The following is a 3,832-nucleotide window of genomic DNA, read 5'->3' on the forward strand; positions in this document are numbered from 1 at the left end:
CCTCCGCAAGCGCTTGGGGGAGTTGTTTGCGATCGACTATGACCTGCTCTTGTATGACGTGACGAGCACCTACTTCGAGGGCTTGGGGGCGCGATCGAACGGCTGCGCGGGCTGATCGACCGGAAGATCAAGGCGATGGTCACGCTCAACCGTGCGCGGGTGAACTACCTGGACAAGTTCCAGAAGCTGATCGCGGAGTACAACGCCGGCAGCAAGAACATCGAGGCCTTGTTCGAGGAGCTGGTGCGGTTCATGCAAAGCCTCAATGCGGAGGACCGGCGCGCGATGTCCGAGGGACTGTCGGAAGAGGAGCTGGCGCTCTTTGACCTGCTCACCAAGCCCGACCCGACGTTGAGCAAGAAGGAGGAGGCGAAGGTCAAGAAGGTCGCGCGCGGGCTGCTGGGGACGCTCAAGCGCGAGAAGCTGGTCTTGGCGTGGCGCCGGCGGCAGCAATCGCGGCAAGCCGTGCGCCTCTGCATCGAGGAAGTGCTCGATACCCTCCCGCGGGCCTACACGCCGGAGGTGTACCAGCGGAAGTGTGACCTGACCTATCAGCACGTGTACGACAAGTACTTCGGCGAGGGGCGGAGCGTGTACGCGGCGGCGGGCCAGGCGGCGTGACTGACACTCTTTGGCGTGCGCATTCGAGTCACCGCTGTGACTCAATCGACGAAGCTGCTATGCTTCACCTGCGTGCGGGGTTCATCGAGAATCCTTCCACGCGGCACTGCGCACGGCCCCCGCTCATTGCGGTAACTCCTTGTGCGGCGAAGGAGGAGTCCGAATGAACGTGCGCTTTGCAAACCGGAAGGAGTTACCCGCGGGCTGGCACCCTGGTGACCCTGTACCGGGAAACAGCCTGGACCTACGTACGGCGCACGAGTGCCCGTTTGGTGCGGAATGTTATTCGTGCCGGATCGGGCTCCAGTGGCACCCTGGATTTGAGACACATGTGAAACCTCCCGCGAACGGATAGCGGCAGCCAACGACGCCCGCGTCGGCCTTGGCCGTGACCCGGGTACCTGCCGCAGGCACCACCTAGCTGATTCTACCGAGTGGCCCTGGAGGGACTTGAACCCCCACCCGCGCAAGGCGGAGCAGATTTTGAGTCTGCTTGACGGCATTACGCTCGGTTGCGCTGCATTGCGCTAGAGTGCGTGATAACCGCTCCAGGAGCTGGTTTCCACGCTTTGCTCGGTTGACCTAGTGCGCTGCATGTTGCTATGAGTTGCTTACTCGTGCTTACCCGACGCTTACCCGAGATCAACGGAGGACATTCATGGCGACAGTAGCAAGCCTGGCCGCGAGGCGCGCGGCGTTGGTGGTCGAGACACCGCCACCTAGCCGCCGAAAGCTTACGAAGCGATTCGTTGAGAGTATCGCGGCGCCAGACGCCGGCGACGCAGACGTGGTGATCTGGGACAGCGAGTTGCCGGGGTTCGGACTGCGCGTGAAGCCGTCCGGCGTGCGCTCGTACATGCTCCAGTACCGCAACGCGGCCGGGCGTTCGCGCCGCGTGACGATCGGGCGCCACGGCGTGCTCACCGCCGAAGAGGCGCGACAGCACGCCCGCGGGCTTCTCGCCGATGCCAAGCGCGGAACCGACCCGGCCGCCGCACGCGAAGCTGCGCGCCGCTCCTCCACCGTCGCGCAACTGTGCCACCGTTACCTCACAGAACACGCTGAGCCGCACAAGAAGGCGTCGAGCGTCGCTGAAGATCGGCGATTGATCGACCGCCGCGTGCTCCCGGCGCTCGGGACCACCAAGGCCGACGCGGTCACGCGAGACGACGTGATGCGCCTACACCACTCGCTGCGCGCTACGCCGTATGAAGCCAACCGCAGCCTGGCGCTGCTCTCGAAACTGTTCAGTCTCGCAGAAGCGTGGCGCGTACGTCCGTTGAACTCGAATCCCTGCTCGCACGTGAAGCGCTTCGCCGAGCGCAAGCGCGAGCGGTTCTTCTCCTTGGACGAACTCGGACGCTTGGGGAAAGCACTGGCCGACGCCGAGAATGCACCGACGGAGAAACCCGGCGCCATTGCCGCGATCAAGCTGCTGGCGTTCACAGGCTGTCGACGCGGAGAGGTGCTGGCATTGCGATGGGAAGACGTCGACCTTGCGGGCGGAGTGTTGCGACTGCCCGACGCCAAGGCGGGCGCCCGCACAGTCGCGCTGGGTGCGCCGGCCGCTACCCTGCTGGCCGAGTTGCCACGCCACGGCAAGCATGTCGTTCACAGTGCATTTTCATCAGACAGGAGGCTGTCCTGCTCGGCGCTGGAAGACGCATGGGACCGCATTCGTACAAGCGCCAAGATTCCCGACGCGCGGCTACACGATCTCCGTCACACCGTCGGCACCTACGGCGGCCAGGCCGGGCTCAACGCCTTCATGATCCGCGATCTTCTCGGACACAAGACCTTGGCGATGACCGGGCGCTATGTGGAACGAGACACGAATCCTATGCGCGCCGCAGCTGACCAAGTGGCAGGGCGGATCGCCGCCGCGATGAGCAGCGACATTGACACGGAACCGCAAGGCAACAAGAGCAGCTAGGTTGCGTCGCACTGCGGCTAGGTTGACCACCAGCCAAATCCGCCAGGCACAGGCAGCTCCGGACCCTTGTGCGACAAGGGTTTCCCCTCAACAACATTCTGCGAAGGGCGCGGCACGGCGGTCGACGCCGCCACCTTGTTCCGCGATCGCGACATCGCCGAAGCCGCCGGAAGCCGTGGTGTTGCCGCTGACGGTGCTGTTGCGGATGGTGAGCGTGCCGCTGTTGTTGATGCCGCCGCCATCGCCGCGGTACCGCCTGAAACCGTCAGCCCGAGGAATTATCAATCCCGGCCGGTATTATGTCAGGCGGCGGCACAAGACGCGGAAACGACTACCACAGGCAAAACACCACGGGGAGTAGGCCGAGGCGCACTCAGCGGCGACCTATCTCCCCGTATCTGGCTTCACCGCACCCGAACAAACAGCTCTTGTGACCCGCCTATGGTCGCGAACGATGGCGCTACCATCGGGTCCCCATTTGCCTCGGGATCACCCACGTCGGGGGTGATCCCGCTGAAACAGTAGTTGCAGGAGGAAACGAAGGTCATGTATCTTTAGCTCACTTATTGCACTCGCTCGGCTTCACATTAGCCATCAACTGATTAACCTTGTCGTTCCCTGCCTCCACGATCGTTTTACGTGCCTGCTCATTGTGTTCCTGACAGGCCAGCACAGCGGTGTACTGGTCGTTACCTGGTTTCTTGCAGGTATCCATATATCGGGCGTGCGCATCCGCCTTGTCAGTCACGCAAAACTTTGCATTCTTCTCCCAATCCGCTTCCCCGAATGCGGCCGAGGCACTGACACATACGAGCGCCCCTAAGACGATCAGAATGTTTGAACGTTTCATTCAACCCTCCTCGACAGAATTTTTAACCGAATACCAGCATGACCGACCCGGCAACCCCGTTTTGCAGTGAAACGCAAGGATAAGCCGGGTTTATGACAACGCAGGAAGCTTTATTTGGGCTTCGGCGAAGTCGGTGTTGGCTTTGGCTGTGGTGGCTGTGGTTTTGGTGGCTGTGGGTCCATGGCTGTTCCTCCTTTCTCCGCTCTGCGTTGGTGAGCGGCTGCGTGCTTCAACTCAAGCGTCGATGATGCCGCCCAGATATGCTTAGGAGGCTGCTTTGACGGACACACCACGGCGATCACCGAGTACCTCGAAGTCTTCTATAACCGCTATCGGTTGCATTCGTTCTTGGCGTATCACAGCCCGGCGGACTATGAAGAGGAGGCTAGGCGAACCGCTGCTCAGGCAGCTTAACCGAGTTGTCCACG

General features: G+C 62.1%; 4 protein-coding genes and 1 pseudogene. 3 read left to right on the forward strand and 2 right to left on the reverse strand.

What is annotated here, in order from left to right; genetic code table 11:
* The first annotated feature begins 102 nt into the window (after positions 1 to 102).
* A complete protein-coding gene (locus tag VF515_10010) occupies positions 103 to 621 on the forward strand; it encodes a type I restriction enzyme endonuclease domain-containing protein (protein HEX7407970.1) in 519 nt (172 codons plus the stop codon).
* Between the two features lie 658 nt (positions 622 to 1,279).
* Entirely contained in the window at positions 1,280 to 2,554 is a 1,275-nt protein-coding gene (locus VF515_10015) for a site-specific integrase (protein HEX7407971.1), read from the forward strand.
* A gap of 87 nt (positions 2,555 to 2,641) precedes the next feature.
* Here the strand turns inward: VF515_10015 and VF515_10020 are convergent, their stop codons facing one another.
* Positions 2,642 to 2,839 carry a hypothetical protein gene (locus tag VF515_10020; GenBank protein HEX7407972.1) on the reverse strand — a complete coding sequence of 66 codons (198 nt, stop codon included), beginning with the start codon at positions 2,837 to 2,839 and terminating at the stop codon, positions 2,642 to 2,644.
* Between the two features lie 274 nt (positions 2,840 to 3,113).
* Positions 3,114 to 3,404: a hypothetical protein gene (locus tag VF515_10025; protein HEX7407973.1), complete on the reverse strand. Its 291-nt coding sequence runs from the start codon at positions 3,402 to 3,404 to the stop codon at positions 3,114 to 3,116.
* Positions 3,405 to 3,701: 297 nt separating this feature from the next.
* Here VF515_10025 and VF515_10030 point away from each other — a divergent pair.
* Positions 3,702 to 3,818 (forward strand): annotated as a pseudogene (locus tag VF515_10030) (hypothetical protein).
* Positions 3,819 to 3,832 lie beyond the last annotated feature (14 nt).

The sequence above is a fragment of the Candidatus Binatia bacterium genome (assembly GCA_036382395.1).
Classification (GTDB): domain Bacteria; phylum Desulfobacterota; class Binatia; order HRBIN30; family HRBIN30; genus JAGDMS01.

Coding starts and splice junctions, on each gene's coding strand:
- VF515_10015 (HEX7407971.1), top strand. CDS start 1,280: ATGGCGACAGTAGCAAGCCTGGCCGCGAGGCGCGCGGCGTTGGTGGTC.
- VF515_10025 (HEX7407973.1), bottom strand. CDS start 3,404: ATGAAACGTTCAAACATTCTGATCGTCTTAGGGGCGCTCGTATGTGTC.